Source organism: Paenibacillus amylolyticus (genome assembly GCF_001570725.1).
Lineage (GTDB): Bacteria > Bacillota > Bacilli > Paenibacillales > Paenibacillaceae > Paenibacillus > Paenibacillus amylolyticus_A.
In genome coordinates this window covers 67,341-81,591 of sequence record NZ_BCNV01000007.1, presented here as the reverse complement: position 1 = coordinate 81,591, position 14,251 = coordinate 67,341, and the positions used below count along the sequence as shown (strand labels likewise).

General features: G+C 47.4%; 9 protein-coding genes. 7 read left to right on the top strand and 2 right to left on the bottom strand.

Annotation, left to right across the window (positions count from 1 at the left end):
• Window positions 1–344: 344 nt before the first annotated feature.
• Together PAHA3_RS25190 and PAHA3_RS25185 are read right to left on the bottom strand one after the other, a co-directional pair.
• Window positions 345–3,131, bottom strand: a complete 2,787-nt coding sequence (locus tag PAHA3_RS25190; protein WP_371327963.1) for a DUF5689 domain-containing protein — start codon at window positions 3,129–3,131, stop codon at window positions 345–347.
• 220 nt (window positions 3,132–3,351) lie between these two features.
• Window positions 3,352–3,828: an RNA polymerase sigma factor gene (locus PAHA3_RS25185; RefSeq protein ID WP_062837415.1), complete on the bottom strand. Its 477-nt coding sequence runs from the start codon at window positions 3,826–3,828 to the stop codon at window positions 3,352–3,354.
• A 211-nt stretch (window positions 3,829–4,039) separates the two neighbouring features.
• Here PAHA3_RS25185 and PAHA3_RS25180 point away from each other — a divergent pair, with 211 nt between their 5' ends.
• The 7 genes from PAHA3_RS25180 (at window position 4,040) to PAHA3_RS25150 (ending at window position 13,739) form a co-directional block, all read left to right on the top strand.
• Entirely contained in the window at window positions 4,040–4,753 is a 714-nt protein-coding gene (locus PAHA3_RS25180; protein ID WP_036606313.1) for a response regulator transcription factor, read from the top strand.
• Window positions 4,750–6,216, top strand: coding sequence for a sensor histidine kinase (locus tag PAHA3_RS25175; protein WP_062837414.1), 1,467 nt, complete (start codon window positions 4,750–4,752; stop codon window positions 6,214–6,216). The genes PAHA3_RS25180 and PAHA3_RS25175 overlap by 4 nt, the downstream gene beginning before the upstream one ends.
• A complete protein-coding gene (locus PAHA3_RS25170; protein ID WP_062837413.1) occupies window positions 6,213–7,376 on the top strand; it encodes a hypothetical protein in 1,164 nt (387 codons plus the stop codon). Before PAHA3_RS25175 ends, PAHA3_RS25170 begins: the two co-directional genes overlap by 4 nt.
• A gap of 218 nt (window positions 7,377–7,594) precedes the next feature.
• On the top strand, window positions 7,595–8,278 hold the full coding sequence (locus PAHA3_RS25165; protein WP_062837412.1) for an ABC transporter ATP-binding protein: 684 nt from the start codon (window positions 7,595–7,597) through the stop codon (window positions 8,276–8,278).
• Between the two features lie 18 nt (window positions 8,279–8,296).
• Window positions 8,297–9,667 (top strand): ABC transporter permease, encoded by a 1,371-nt coding sequence (locus tag PAHA3_RS25160; RefSeq protein ID WP_153028302.1) that lies wholly within the window; start codon window positions 8,297–8,299, stop codon window positions 9,665–9,667.
• Between the two features lie 28 nt (window positions 9,668–9,695).
• A complete protein-coding gene (locus tag PAHA3_RS25155) occupies window positions 9,696–10,772 on the top strand; it encodes an efflux RND transporter periplasmic adaptor subunit (protein WP_062837410.1) in 1,077 nt (358 codons plus the stop codon).
• A 522-nt stretch (window positions 10,773–11,294) separates the two neighbouring features.
• Window positions 11,295–13,739, top strand: a complete 2,445-nt coding sequence (locus PAHA3_RS25150; RefSeq protein WP_201028113.1) for a glycoside hydrolase family 6 protein — start codon at window positions 11,295–11,297, stop codon at window positions 13,737–13,739.
• Window positions 13,740–14,251 lie beyond the last annotated feature (512 nt).

Sequence of the window (14,251 nt, the reverse complement as noted above, 5' to 3'; positions counted from 1 at the left end):
TCCCTATTTTGCCTAAGAAGGTATCACTGGAATTCTAACGAATCGTAGTGACGTTATATGTTGCGTTTTGCCCGAATTAACCCTTTGGCAACTGAAATACAGTTAGATAGCGACGCTGAGGTTCGTTAGATTTTAAAATTCGGCCAAAATTGCCGAATAAGGTCTGTCAGGTTCGTTAGCACCTAGGAATTGAAACAATTAGGGGAGTCCCTGGTATACGTGTCTATTTTCTGGCAAGTGGTACAACGTTGCTCAGCCAAAAAAACCGAAACCGCGCAGCCCCGTGAATCAGGCTATGCGAGTTTCGGTTTTTTGGTTAAATGTTAGGCTTCTTCACAATCTTCTTAGCTAGCCAAAGGCAAAGCTTTGGTCACTTGAACCGTAATCGTCTCTGTGCTGGTTACGCCTGCGGCGTTGATTAGCTCAGCACGGTACGTATACGTTCCGTTAGCGCGGCCGGACAATTCCGTTGTAGCACTTTGAGAAGCTGGTGTAGCAGCTTTCAATGCTTGTGTATCAATCAATACATCATTCTCATAAAGACGGTATTCGGTTGCGTTCGTACCCCACCAGAGGTTCATGGATACGTTGTAGTTGCCGTCACCATCCCAGTTGTTTTGGGACAAGTTCGCTTTCCCTGGAGCAGCGTTCGTTACTTGAACGGTCAGCTCGTCACTGCGTGTAGTTCCTTTGTCGTTCGTCAGCTCAGCTACATACGTGTATGTTCCGTTAGCTTTGCCTGTAATAGCCGTTTTGGAGTACTGAGCCGATGGTGAAGCCGCAGTCAACTTCTGTGTATCGATCAGAACGCCATTCTCATACAGTTTGTACGTGGAACCATTTTCGCCCCACCAGAGGTTCATGCTTACGTTATACGAACCTTCGAACAGGCCAGTTGTATATCCATTATCAGAAGAAAGCACCGGTTTACCCGGTGCCCCTTCAGCTGGAGTGGAAGGTGTTTCGCCTCCACCTTGATTTTCTGCAGGTACAAAATCATTCAAGCCTCTAGGTTTCAATTGGTATACGTCTTTGAAAATAGCGGAAACGCCTGTGATATCGATTTTGTCACCAGCAACATAAGGGAAGGAAGTATCTGTCACACCTGTACGTGTATCTACACGGATATGTGTGCTCGTTCCATCTGCTGCTACCGCGTCGAATTCAAATGATCCAACTGGTGTAGCACTGATGATATTCTCAATCGTTACATCTTTCAGTTGAACCAGTTGACCTTGGTTCGCATCTGTAATTGCTGTAACTTCGATTGGAGCAGGGACGGAAGCTGTACCTGTTTTCTCAATCGCGATGATATCGGTAAGCTCGAACTCGCTGTTATAGATGGTTGTTGCTGCTGTTACTTTCACTTTATCACCAGCATGGAAACCGCTAGTGTGCTGGAATACGTAAATTCCAGCAGTTTCATCTTGAAGATAGAAGGCTTGTCCACCGAATGCACCTGGTTCTGTCGTTACGACACCTTCGATAGTTACGGTAGTACCAACAGCTTTGGTGCGTGCTTCAGCAACAGTGATAGCCGCTGGAATCGGTCCTTCTTCTTCCGGAAGCTGTTCTGCCGGCACATTTCCTACGGTCACGGCATTGGTGATCAGGTTGCTGCCGTTCAGACGCAGACGCAAGCTCGCAGCACCAGTTGTACCCGGTTTGATGCGGACGTTCAGATCTTTGATCCCGCGACCTTGGCTGTCCGAGGTTACACTGAATGTGGAGCTATAGCCGTACGAAGTCGGCCAAGTCCCACTTTCATTCTGGATCATAGCGACCTGTGTTCCGCCAGTCAGATAAATTCCGGCACTATAACCGGATACGGTTGTATTCGGAGCCATGTTCTCCACAACTACACGAATCTGGAAGTCTTCTGCATTTGGGAGAGTATCCTGTTTCACGAAGCTGTATGCAGCGTTCGCACTGGATGCAGGGCCACCGTAAGAACCAGCCTTGAACGTGGAACGATCGTACCACTTGTATCCGGCAGCAGGTGCGGACCAAGGTTCAGCCTGTGGCTCTGTAGAAGCAGCTGGCTCTTCAAATGGCAACAGCGCTGTAGCTGTATCCAGTTCAAGTCCGTTGACTTGAGTCAGATCCGTGTAGTTTTCTTGTGTAGCAAGCCAGTTCACAGTGTTCACGAGCAACACAGCATCATCGGCTTCTTTGAAACCGTCATAAGTCGTTTTGCGTGTACCTGTCTCTTCACGCAAGTATTTTGGAGATGCATCTTCTACTGGAGAGGAGTCACCGATGAAGGCAGCCTTACCTGCGCCCAGCTTGGATACGGCTACGTAAGGACCTTCTTCGATCCCGCCGCCGTTGTACACGCCTTGGTCCACCGCGTTATTCCATTTTGCGTTGGTTTTTGGCAGGTACACAATGCCTTTTGCCTTTTCCGGATCAGTGATTGCGAGTGTTGAACCGGCGTGCATCGCTACAGCCGATACGCCTTCTGTGATGCCGAAGGCTTGATCTGCCGGTACGACGATGTTGGCGTTGATATCGCCAAGTGCGTTATAGCGGAATCGTACGCCGAAGTTATCAGACAACCAGTCCGTGCTGGTTACATTTTGCATGGCTTCCGAGTTGCGCTCATCTGTGCTCATACCTTTGGTTGGATCTTCAAAAGCTCCCCGACGATAACCGTTGATAACTTCTGAGCCATCCCAGCGGTTTTTATTACGGTCGGCATTATAGTGATCTCCAACGAAGAAGATGCTGCCGCCCGTTTCAACATATTGTTTCAGTGCTGCCTGTTCGGATGTTTTGAAAGGAATTTGAGGCTCTGCAATAACGAATACGTTATACTCTTTCAGATCATCATAGGTAAATGGTGTCGTCTTGCGAAGTTCTTTGACATAATAACCATCATTCGCGAGTGCATTTCCGAAGTCGGAGAAACCTCCATCGATGACCCAGTCTGCAGCTCCAGCCGTCTGACCGTGTGAGTTGTCGAACAAGACTTTCTTACCTGCGTTTTGGTTCACAACCTTCGCCTGGATGAACGGTGCGGGGTCTGTCGGCCCTTCCGCATGAACCGATGCATCTCCGTTCCATAATCCGATCTGAAGCGGCAAAGCCATGGACAATGCCAAGAGTGATTTTAAAAATACTCCTCGCATACCTGTTAATTTACCCAACCAAATCCCTCCCAAATATTAGTTGATTCATGAGTTCGTCCATATTCTACCACATGAAAATCTCACATAGTCATAACAATTTGTAAAAATTAACTCGATATTTGTAAAATTGGGTCTTTTGACATATCTATAGGTATTTCGATCCTGTCTTAACACTTCCATCCGCCGTCACTAATGATTTTTCGTAAAGAAAAAGCCATCTCTATGAGATGACTTTAGCTCGAATTCGATTCACAGCATGGAACACAGAGGATTTAATCATACCTTCACTACGATTCACCAGCTCTGCCGTTTCCTTAATGGAGTATCCATGAATGAGGCGAAGTTCTAATATTTTACGATGCTCGGTGTTGTTAATATGGGAGACCAGATCGTCGACGCCTTCGTTAATTTCCAGATGCGGTGTATCGAAGTGATGGGTAGGTGCCTCCAGACGACTGTCGCGTTTAAGTGTACGGGTCTGCCTGCGGAAGCTGTCCATGGCAAGATTTCGGGCAATCCGTTTGAGGTAATAGAGAAGCCGGTCTTCAGGGATATCCACGGTAACGTTCATCAGTCGAATGAAACACTCCTGAGCCAGATCCTCTGCATCTTGAGGTTGTTTGACGATATGGGATAGATACCTTGTGATTTCTGATTTATAGTTGATATAAGCATCATTAAGTTGTGTGTTGTTCATATGATGTGAATCCCCCTTGGATACAGATCAGGCTTGGGTCCGGTCTGGTATGAGTCTCTTATGATCCAAGTATATCGGGAGGTTGTTTCCAAACGGTTCAGAGTTGTATCGGAGTTGTAACATTTCGTGCTTCCCTCTATTCAAGCATACGGCTTGAGATACAAAATATAGGCAGATGAAATTCATAGAGCAGGGAGATTACGAGGGTATCATGAGACAAAAAGAGATTTTAATTATTGAGGACGAGGAGTCCATTCGCGATATTTTGTCCTATTCGTTACGTAAAGAAGGATTTGAGATCAAGGAAGCAGCTACGGGTAAAGAAGGTCTGGATCTGCTTCGGGATTCGAAGCCGGATCTGATCCTGCTGGATCTGATGCTGCCTGACATGAGCGGTTTTGATGTGTGCAGGCAATTATCTGTGAATTCCAAGATACCCGTCATCATGATCACCGCCAAGTCGGACATGCTGGACAAGGTACTTGGCATGGAGCTGGGTGCTGATGACTATATCACGAAGCCTTTTGATATCCGTGAGGTGGTTGCGCGCATTCGGGCAATCTTTCGCCGAATTGACCTCATCAGTGAGACACTGGAGAATCAGTCCTATGAGGTGGTAAGGCTCGGAAAGCATATTGAGATCCGCAAGGATGAACGGGAAGTGTGGAAGGACGGGGAACGCGCCGGACTCACGAATAAGGAATATGATCTGTTGTTATTTCTCGTGACCCATCATCGTAAGGTGCATACACGTTCTGAACTGCTGGACAAGGTATGGGGATTTGATTTTGCAGGGGATACGCGAACGGTGGACATTCATGTGCAACGGATTCGCAAGAAGCTGGATAGTGGTGTGCAAGGCATCTCGATGATTGAAACGGTATTCGGTGTGGGGTACAAGCTGAATATTCAGGTACAGACATGAAGTGGACGATCCAGTTCAAATTGGTGGTGCTATTCTCGGTCATCGTCTTTATCGGGTTCTCCGTTCTGCTGATTCTGTCCAATAAGGTGGCACAGGAGAATATGTACCGGGAAGTACATGAGGATATGGTGCAATCGAAAAGAAACCTGGACATCGCGCTGAATCAGTACTTCCTGATTCATAACAAACGTATGAGCAAAGATTCGCTCGAAGCTGGAAACCGCGAGCTCGCGGAGCAGATTGGTTCAGCCGTTGGCGGGAAGATTACGGTATACCGTCCCGATGCCTCGCCCTACGGATCTGCTGGCAGCGAGGTTAACATTGCTAAGCGCGCTGACCATCCTGATGTGGAGGAAGCCATAAAGTCCCGGATCGCTTACACCACAGTTGTGGATAAAGGTCGGGTCACCTCCAGTCTGTCCTTCCCGCTTCAGATGGATCAACAATTGATTGGTATTGTACAGTTGGAAAAGGATTATACGGACTTGTACAGAAGCAATCTCCGGTTCCAGAATACGATCAAGTTATTTGCAGCGGTTATTTTCGTATTTGTATTTATCGCGTCCATCTTTATTTCCCGGAAAATTACACAGCCCATCCGTGTACTCACGAAACGTTCTGCGGAAGTGGCCCAGGGAAGTCTGAATGCAGACATTCAGATTACCACCAAGGATGAGATCGGTGAATTGGCTTCAAGCTTCACCGTCATGATTGATCGGGTACGGGAGCAGATTGATGTGATTGAGCGGGAGCGGGACGAAGTGAAGCAAGTGCAGGCGCGAAGCAAAGTCTTTTTTGACAATGTGACACATGAATTAAAGACACCGCTAACGACAATTCTGGGGTACGCCCAGATTTTGCGGGATAATGGATTTACCGATCAGGACTTTTTTGACAAAGGCATGAATTATATTATCAAAGAAAGCCAGCGTCTCAACACGATGGTTGCGGATATCCTGGAGGTCTCGGTCTCGTCTGCGGTCATTCAGGCGTACCGATTCGAACGTATCGATGTATCCGATATTATTCGTGAAGCTTGTGAAGATATGTCGATAAAGGCTAGCAAGTACAATATAGGCATTCATTATGAGCTGGAGGAGAATCAGTATCTACAGGGAGATCGGGACAAGCTGAAAGAGGTCTTCCTCAACGTCCTGGATAATTCGGTGAAGTACAGTGATGTGAACTCCATCATCGAAGTACAATCCTTCCGGTTAGGTGATTCCATCGCTATTGTAATTCGTGATCAGGGAGAAGGTATCGGTGCTGAAGCGCTCCAGCATGTATTTGAACCCTTTTACCAGGATAAAGGAATTAACAGGGCCGAGAAGGGCAGTGCCGGACTGGGTTTGTCTATTGTGAAGAACATTGTTGAGCGTCATGGAGGAACAGTGGAGATGAAGAGCATCATGCGGCAAGGGACACAAGTGAATATCAGTCTTCCGGGGGAAATGAACGCATGAGACATGACGGATTTTGGCGTAAAAACCGTGACAAATTGATGCTGTCCGGGCTGTTGGTCGCATTTGTCAGCGGAATATTCGGGATTGGCAGTCTGTTCAGTATCGGAAATCTCAAGCCTAGAACGGTGATCTTGCCCAGTGAGCAATTCAATAGCCGGCTGGCACCACCACCGAGCAGTACGATTCAGATCGAGTCAGCTACCAAAATTCCGAATGACTTCGCGATCTTTGATTTTGAAGTGGTAGACCGGAACACGATTATATTGAATCAATCGGAACCTTCCTATTCAGGTCTTCAGCTATCTCTCCTGCATCTGGATGATAATGAAGTGAAGAGTATTGCGAGTAATACGGAATATGGTGTCGCGATCAGCCCGGATCATAAGAAAATTATCTACTCCCAGTACCGGGCGGGGCAGGCGCAGAAGACGACATATGAGTATGTGATCGAGAGCGGTGAACGTCGCAAGCTTCCGAACGACAACTCGTATTACAGAGTGTTTACAGGGAACGAATCCTACATCGGTCAGGATGATCTTTCATTTAAACAGGTTGATCTGAGCAAGGGGACGAATCAAGTTATCTACACGTATGATGAGCTGATGGGCATGTTCACAGGGCCAAGACAAGGGAAAGGTTCAAATGATACGTTTATCGTGATGGATGTGTTGCAGGTCAGTGAAGATCAGAAGCAGTTTTATATGCTGGTGATGCTGAAAGACAACTATGCCATCTATCGTGTATCGCTTGAGGACGGACATGAAGTGAAGGCGTATGTTGCAATGGAAGACATTCAACAATTCAAGTTGCTGAAGAATGGTGATATGCTCATCCAGGGAACGCTGAATAAGGTACAGGGGCTGTATCGGTATCGTGCAGCGCAGGAACAGTATGATCTGGTATTACAAGGTTCCATCTGGAACTTCGATCTGAATGAAGATGAATCTCGAATCGCTTACTTTTATCCAATGGATATTCAGAATCAGAAGAATGAGTTGCATATTGCCTACCTGAATGACAGCGAGCTTTCGTCGGATACGGTGATTTACCGCAATATTGATAACTTCATCAATCTGAAATGGAATGACGATGATCTATTTGCAGTGGGTAGCACGATGGATAAAAGTGAGATGTACCGCTTTAGTTTCAGAGCCTGGTAAGCTGTGGAAGGTATACGAATATAAGACCTTGGTCTGGATAGAGCTGACGATAGCTACTCTGCGGACAAGGTCTTTTTGTTATGACATTTTACAAGTTGGATACAACTCCGGCCAGCCCGGATACATCTCCATCCTATAATGAAAAGGTAATGTGCGACACGAATCTTTTTGAACAACATCTGTACATATTTAGCAATTAGAAAGGAAGAAATGCAGCAATGCTTCAAGTTGAACAATTATCCCACTCGTTCCGTAATAGCCAGGGAACTGTGCCGGTGCTTCAAGATATCAATCTGACGATTGGAGAAGGCAAGATGGTGGCTCTGCTGGGCAGTTCGGGTTCGGGCAAGTCCACACTGCTGAATCTGATGGCGGGGCTGATGAAACCGGATCAGGGCAAGATTCTCATTGCGGGACAAGATATTGTACGGTTCAGTGAAAATCGTCTGGCTGAGTTTCGGCGCAGTCACATCGGGTTTATTTTTCAATCCTATGAGCTGCTGTCTAACCTTACAATCCGGGAAAATGTAGAGTTACCTTTGGTGTTTATGGGCATAAGCCCTACGAAACGCAAAGCAAAAGCATTGAAGCTGCTGGAACAGGTTGGACTGGGCGAAAAAGCAAACTTGTTCCCATCCCAGTTGTCGGGTGGTCAACAACAACGTGTCAGTATTGCACGCTCGCTCATTACCGAACCTTCAGTGATCTTTGCGGATGAGCCTACGGGAAATTTGGATACCGAGACGGAGGAAGAGATCATTGCGATTTTGCAGCAGCTTAACCGGGATATGAATACGACCTTTGTCATTGTGACACATGAAGCAGAGGTCGCGGAGCAGATGCAAGTCGTGCTTACACTGCAACATGGAATACTGGTCGAAGAGGCTATAAGGGAAGTTTGAGGCAAAAGGAGAGGAAATGTGAGAATACGGGATGTAGCACGTATGGCCTGGGGACAGATCATTCGCAGAAAAATGGTCACATTGCTGTGCATGATGGGGCTGTCCATCGGTTCTGCCGCCATGATCATTGCACTTAGTGTGGGGCAGTCCGTACAGACCTATAGCGAGAAAACATTGAACGACAATTACAAGATGGATGAGATTACGATTACACCTAATGAAGGCATTCGTACCGGCAACGGCAAGGGGAGTGGTCAGACATCGAAGTTTGAACGTGGGGCGCTGACGTTGGAGAAAATTCAGATTATCCAAAGACTTCCCCATGTTGTTGCGGTGGCTCCCATGTTAAAGCTGGATTCACTCGAAATGGTGCTTCCGGATGGTCGCAGTACGTATGTTGAGGTCATCGGTACCCAGCTGGAGACCCTGAGCGGATTTGGATACAAGTATGCTGAGGGACGTGGGGCAGAGGAGGGTCGTATGGCGGTGACCAGTTATGGGGCTGCATTTGGACTCGTGGACCCCAAAGTAACTCAGAAGTTATTTGAGCAGTTGAATGCTGATCCATATAACAACGAGCTTTTGGAGCAGTTTACGGAAATGTCTGCCAAGCAGGATCAGCTGGTTCAGCAGCTTGTTCAGTTTCGATATGAAGATTATGCGAATGCGAGCAAAACCAAAATGAGTGGCTCTATACGCGTGTCTGGAGAACTGATGAAGCCTTCCAACATGGATGATATAAGCGCTCAAAACGATAAAAAAGTATATCTGCCGCTCGATACAGCTCGTGCATTGCAGGATGAGCTTGGATTACAGCAGACCGACAGCAGTGCAGCCAAGCATCTTAACTCGGCTCTGGTCAAGGTTGAGGACAAACGCTATGTGTCCCAGGTGGAAGAACAGATTAAAAAGCTGACGTTAAACACACAGAGTAATCTGTTCCAGGAGGAAGCGATGGCAGGCCAATTGGCGATGTACCAAAAAGCGGCATTGGGAATCGGAGGTTTTATCATGCTGCTGGCCTCATTATCCATTATTGTAGCGATGATTATGTCTACGCATCAGCGTCGTAAACAGATTGGTGTGATGAAGGTGCTGGGCGCAAATCTGTGGCAGATCCGCCAGATGTTTATTACGGAAGCAGCGATGCTTGGATTAATGGGCGGCGTGGCTGGTGTGGGGATCGCCTTTGGTGCCCTCGGTGGGGTAAACAGTCTGCTGGCGAGTCAGATGGCAGATCAGATGAATGGTCCGATGACCGTCGTTATTCAGCAGTCGGCTCTGCCACTTGGCATCGTTTTTGCTGTTCTGGTTGGCATTGTATCGGGTATATATCCGGCAATCAGCGCATCTCGGACCAATGCATTAACTGTGATCAAATCAATGTAATTTTATCAGCGAAAGGGAAATTGGGCACATGAAGAAATGGATTAAAATTATCATCACCGTTGTACTTTTGGCAGGTGTGGGGTACTGGTTGTATGAAAAGTACAAGCCAAAACCGGAGGCGCCTATAGAGATTCCACCCCCGATTACCTTTGATGTGACACAGGAAACGATGACGCAAACGATTCAGGTGAAGGGGAAATCCGTATACACCGATCAGACTGATATCTTCGCTCCGTATGCTTCCAACATCAAGCAATGGCATGTGAAAAGTGGTGAGCAGGTGAGCAAAGGCGATATCCTGTTTACCCTTGATACTTCCACGTTACAAACAGAAGTAGAACAGTTGCAGAGTGATCTGGAGAAAGCCCAGCTGGAAAATAAAATGAATCAGGTTAGCCTGGATCAGGCGAATATGAGTGAGACGCTTGGCGTGACGGAAGAGGAGCGCAAGAAGGCATTTGCAGATCGGGAGGGCAAACGTCTAACCAATGAGTTGAATCAAAAAGCGCTGCTCCTCAAGGAAAAGGAAATACAGAAAAAGCAGGCCGTGATGAGCAAGGCTGTTGTGTATGCTTCCGCTTCTGGTATATTTCAGATGAATGAAGAGGACAGCAAGACACGTGCGGTGACAGAAGGACAACTGATCGGGTCCATTACAAACATCAGCAAACTGAAATTTATGACAATTGTTGGTGAGGAAGAAATGTTCAGGCTCAAGGTGGGAATGCCGGTTAAGGTGCGAATGACAGCGCAGAAAGACCTGGAATTCACCGGGAAGGTGAGCAAGGTGTCCAAATTTGCCCGCAAGAGTACCGATACGGATCTCAAGCAGGCTTCCCAGTTTGACGTGGTCATTGATTTGAAGCCGGACGCCAGGATGTATGGAGGCGTGAGTCTGGAAGGCGATATCGAGACGACACGGAAGGACAAGGTGACCGTTGTGTCCAGCCTGGCGATTATGCGGGATCAGACCGAACCTTATGTCCTGTTAGACAAAGGGAACGGACTGACAGAGCCACTGACCATCCAGGCTGGAATGGAGTCGGGGGACAAGACGGAAGTGGTTAGCGGTTTAAAACCGGGAGATGTCGTCGTTCTGCCCTAGCCGAACGGTCGATTCGACCATGATCAACATGAGGTTCATTGTGGCAGATTGCCAGAATGAGCCTTTTGTATGCTTTGGGGCAAGGAATGTCCAGATTCCTGCCTGAATTATGGAAAAAAATATAATTAAATTTATATAATTCAATTTACAGTAATATTTACATGTCGTATAATCAGTACATAAGAAGGAGGTGAACACCGAACATCATGATCGTAGATGGTAGGCGAAGGCCTTTTTTTAAACCACTTTAAGAAAGCGCTTTCCGAGTGGGATGTCAGATATCCCGTAATCCATTTTCACAATTCTTCATGTCTAACACACGTTCAACCACACCCACCACATCATACTCTTATGGATCGACCCCACACACGATTTATTCACTCAAAGTTCCAGCTACACAACCATTACATTTGGAGGTGATACAACCAACTCATCCGAACGTTCTCTTCGTGCTAAGCATCTTAATGACACAGAGGATCAGACATGAGTACAACCCAATCTAACTAAAGGAAAGGTGGAACTATGAAGACTAAATTGAAAACCAAATCGAGAGGTAAGAAGATCCTGCGCAAAGGTGTAAAGCAAATAATGGCAGCAACGCTGCTCGCGGCGGGGATTTTCCCTGGATTGTCTCCAGGCTTGACTCAGGCGGCTGAAGCACATGTGGATAATCCATTTGTAGGGGCAACCGCTTATCTGAACCAGGATTACTCCGCTCTCGTGGATACGTCCATTGCGCTGACCAACGATACATCGCTGAAGGCGAAGATGGAGACAGTCAAATCGTATCCAACAGCCGTATGGATTGACCGTATTGCTGCGATCTATGGCGGCCCGGACAACGCTGGTCGCAAAAGCGTAGAGCAACATCTCGATGCCGTTCTCGCGCAAAAGAAACCGGGTACACCCATAACCGCTTCATTCGTTATCTATAACCTGCCTGGTAGGGATTGTCATGCACTCGCATCCAACGGAGAACTTCCACTAACACAGGCTGCACTACAGACGTACAAAACAGATTACATTGATGTGATCGCAGATATCTTCGCAGATCCGAAATACCAGGATATTCGCATTGTGGCGATTATTGAGCCGGACAGTCTGCCTAACCTGGTAACCAACCTGAGTACTCCAGCTTGTGCGCAAGCCAGCTCAACAGGCATCTATGAAGATGGGGTCAAGTATGCATTGGACAAGCTGCATGCCATTCCTAATGTGTACAACTATCTGGATATCGGTCACTCGGGTTGGCTCGGATGGGACAACAACCGTACTGGTGCGATTGCCCTGTACACTGACGTAGTAAATGATACTGCGGCAGGTCTGCAAAGTGCAGATGGTTTTATCACCAACACTGCCAATACCACGCCTACTCATGAACCGAATCTGCCTAATCCGGATTTGAATATCGGTGGACAACCGATCAGATCTTCCGATTATTATGAATGGAACCCGTACTTTGACGAGACGGACTTCACTGCAGCACTCTATTCCGGATTTGTACAAGCAGGATGGCCGAGCAGCACGGGCTTCCTGATCGATACCAGCCGTAATGGATGGGGCGGGGTGAACCGTCCAACATCAGCGACAGGAAGCAATATTAATTCCTATGTGAATTCTGGACGGGTCGATAAACGGGATCATCGTGGCAACTGGTGTAACAACAGTGGGGCAGGTATTGGTGAAGCACCTAAGGCTGCTCCGGGACCCGCACATCTGGACGCTTATGTATGGGTGAAACCTCCGGGTGAATCCGATGGCTCCAGCTCCGAGATTCCGAACAACGAAGGTAAAGGTTTCGACCGGATGTGTGATCCAACCTTCATAACTCGGGATGGCGTATTAACAGGTGCACTCGCGAATGCTCCGGTATCCGGTCACTGGTTCCACGATCAATTCGTGACACTGGTGAAGAACTCGTTCCCTGTCCTGCCTGCTAGTAACGGTGGAGGCAATCCTCCGGGCGGAACAACAGCTCCGGCAGCACCAGCGCTATTGACGGCTTCTGCTGGTAACGCTCAGGTCTCCTTGACGTGGACTGCTTCCACAGGAGCAACGAGTTACAGTGTGAAGCGGGCACTCAGTGCATCCGGTCCATTCACAACGATTGCTGCCAATGTAAGTGGAACATCTTACAGCAATACAGGACTGATCAATGGCACAACTTATTATTATGTGGTAACGGCAACGAATGCAGTAGGTGAAAGTGTTAACTCTACAACAACAACAGCTACACCGGTTGCAGGTGTGACGGCGCCAGCTGCACCGACTGCTCTCACAGCAACAGCAGGCAATGCTCAGGTGAGCCTGACGTGGACTGCTTCAGCAGGTGCGACAAGCTATAATGTGAAACGTGCGCTGACTGCATCCGGCCCGTTCACAACAATCGCGGCGAATGTGAGTGGTACATCTTACACGAACACTTCTCTGACGAACGGCACAACGTATCATTATGTGGTAAGTGCAGTGAATACAGCAGGACAAAGTGCCAATTCCGCTGTAGCTTCCGCAACACCTCAAAGTGTCGTTGTACCGACCAGTGATCTTGTCCTGCAATACCGTGCTGGAGATACCAATGCGCAGGATAGCCAGATCAAACCGTATTTCAACATCAAAAATCTGGGCAGTACTGCTGTGAATCTGAGTGATTTGAAGATCCGGTATTACTTCTCCAAAGAAGGATCGGCTGCGATGGATTCTGCCATCGATTACGCTCAAGTTGGCGGAGCCAATATCCAGCGTACCTTCACAGACTCGTATGTGGAGCTGAGCTTCACATCTGGCGCTGGTAGCATTCAGGCTGGTGGACAGACGGGAGACATCCAGCTTCGCATGTACAAAACAGACTGGTCCAACTTTGACGAGACGAACGACTACTCCTTTGATCCAACCAAAACATCCTATCAGGATTGGAACAAGGTAACGCTCTACCAAGGTGGAAACCTGGTATGGGGTATTGAGCCTTAAAATTTACTCGTAATTGTCTTAACCGCAATCCTCAGTATGTTAGAGGATTGCGGTTTTTTTGCTATTCATTACAAGAGTCATTTTGAAATGAAGTACTTGATCAACTGAGGAACGTAGTGGAGGGGACGAAATCGATTCTGAAGAAGCGAAGTTGAAAGCTTTCTGCAAGGAAGCTACTTCGTAAGCATCATCTCGCCTTTAATCACCGATCATAAGAACGATTCGTAACCGGAACGGATATCCCTCACAGCTGCAAGCTCTTTTTCTCAAATGACTCTAAAAACACTGATTATTGATCGTTTTGGTCGGATATTTGCCTAGGGTCTGGCAGGCAGGATGTCTATAATAGAACCCGATGGGCGGGATCACCTCGCTCGGATTGGAAAGAGAATGGAAGGGGGACCGCACTCTGGTAGTCGGGCAAGCTGATTTCTCTTTTTTATTATTGTAAGCGCAATCATCAAGGACGAGTCTCGCCCCTTGAAGAGGGTCTTTACGAATTTATTCGAATG

Excerpts from the sequence above, each read along its gene's own strand:
- PAHA3_RS25190 (WP_371327963.1), bottom strand. The coding sequence starts at position 3,131 with ATGCGAGGAGTATTTTTAAAATCACTCTTGGCATTGTCCATGGCTTTG.
- PAHA3_RS25170 (WP_062837413.1), top strand. The coding sequence starts at position 6,213 with ATGAGACATGACGGATTTTGGCGTAAAAACCGTGACAAATTGATGCTG.
- PAHA3_RS25185 (WP_062837415.1), bottom strand. The coding sequence starts at position 3,828 with ATGAACAACACACAACTTAATGATGCTTATATCAACTATAAATCAGAA.
- PAHA3_RS25155 (WP_062837410.1), top strand. The coding sequence starts at position 9,696 with ATGAAGAAATGGATTAAAATTATCATCACCGTTGTACTTTTGGCAGGT.
- PAHA3_RS25180 (WP_036606313.1), top strand. The coding sequence starts at position 4,040 with ATGAGACAAAAAGAGATTTTAATTATTGAGGACGAGGAGTCCATTCGC.
- PAHA3_RS25150 (WP_201028113.1), top strand. The coding sequence starts at position 11,295 with ATGAAGACTAAATTGAAAACCAAATCGAGAGGTAAGAAGATCCTGCGC.
- PAHA3_RS25165 (WP_062837412.1), top strand. The coding sequence starts at position 7,595 with ATGCTTCAAGTTGAACAATTATCCCACTCGTTCCGTAATAGCCAGGGA.
- PAHA3_RS25175 (WP_062837414.1), top strand. The coding sequence starts at position 4,750 with ATGAAGTGGACGATCCAGTTCAAATTGGTGGTGCTATTCTCGGTCATC.